The 926-nt window shown below is 35.5% G+C and carries 2 protein-coding genes and 1 pseudogene; 1 reads left to right on the top strand and 2 read right to left on the bottom strand.

What is annotated here, in order from left to right:
* Both WDC_RS09255 and WDC_RS09250 read right to left on the bottom strand, forming a co-directional pair.
* A pseudogene (locus WDC_RS09255) lies at positions 1–344 on the bottom strand (hypothetical protein); the annotation flags it as partial.
* Positions 345–377: 33 nt separating this feature from the next.
* Positions 378–662: a helix-turn-helix domain-containing protein gene (locus WDC_RS09250; protein ID WP_044011559.1), complete on the bottom strand. Its 285-nt coding sequence runs from the start codon at positions 660–662 to the stop codon at positions 378–380.
* 81 nt (positions 663–743) lie between these two features.
* Between WDC_RS09250 and WDC_RS09245 the strand changes: the two genes are divergently transcribed.
* The coding region (locus WDC_RS09245; protein WP_044011558.1) for an IS3 family transposase at positions 744–926 on the top strand (183 nt) is incomplete at its 3' end.

Here is a 926-nt window from a genome sequence, read left to right as displayed (position 1 = left end):
GCCAATCTGATGGAGTAAACCATGTTTTGAATAATATCGCCGGGTATTGTCCCTGCTATTGCAATTCCCCCGGGAATTCCAGTAAGAAAAGAAATAACAGTAGTATTTCTTACCGTGGCTGTAATTTGTTTTTGTGCAACTTTTTTTCTTTCTTTTAAGGAAATATCTAAGTGCCCATTGATAATATCTGATTCTGTTACTTTAAATACTTTTGCTAAATATTCAGATCTGTTAACATGTGCAATTGGATTTTCAACAACTAATTTTAAGAGTGAGCGAAAATCATTATTGGTGATTACTTCTAACATTTTATTATTATTTAATGGTTGCTTACCTGAATCCATTATTTCTAACTCCTTAGCATTGGTAGTTTTTAATTATATTACCGGCATAAATTGAATGGTTAATCGCTGATTAGTTGCCTGAGCAATCTCAGATAATACCCTAGTCGAAGCATTCATCGATCCATTTTCAATCCTAGCAATGGTTGATTGTGGTTTACCAATTAGATTAGCAAATGCACGTTGATTCATACCCATATTCTCACGGAGATCACGGACTTTAACTGCTACCTCTAAATTGATGTTTTCTTGTTCAACGAGTTTTGCAAAATCAGGATTGTTTTTACTTCTTTCAGTAACATATTCGTCAATTTTACTCATTGGATGTAAGCTGATTCCTGAGACAACTTTTAAGAGAGCGTATAATGAATAAATCGTCTCTCAAAAGGAAGGAATTTTTACATGCCAACTCGTTACGACAAAGAATTCAAACAAAACATCATCAACCTATATAAACAAGGCGAATCAGCCGCCCAACTGGCCAGAGAATATGGCATTGGCTATTCAACCGTTCATAAGTGGATCCAGGGCCAGGCCAAAACTCAATCCGGTAAATCGCCAGACGAAATCAAAGCGATGGAAAAA

This window comes from Paucilactobacillus wasatchensis, assembly GCF_000876205.1.
Lineage (GTDB): Bacteria > Bacillota > Bacilli > Lactobacillales > Lactobacillaceae > Paucilactobacillus > Paucilactobacillus wasatchensis.
Note: the sequence above shows the minus strand (reverse complement) of the source record. Positions and strands in the feature narration are given on the sequence as shown.

Coding starts and splice junctions, on each gene's coding strand:
- WDC_RS09250 (WP_044011559.1), bottom strand. CDS start 662: ATGAGTAAAATTGACGAATATGTTACTGAAAGAAGTAAAAACAATCCT.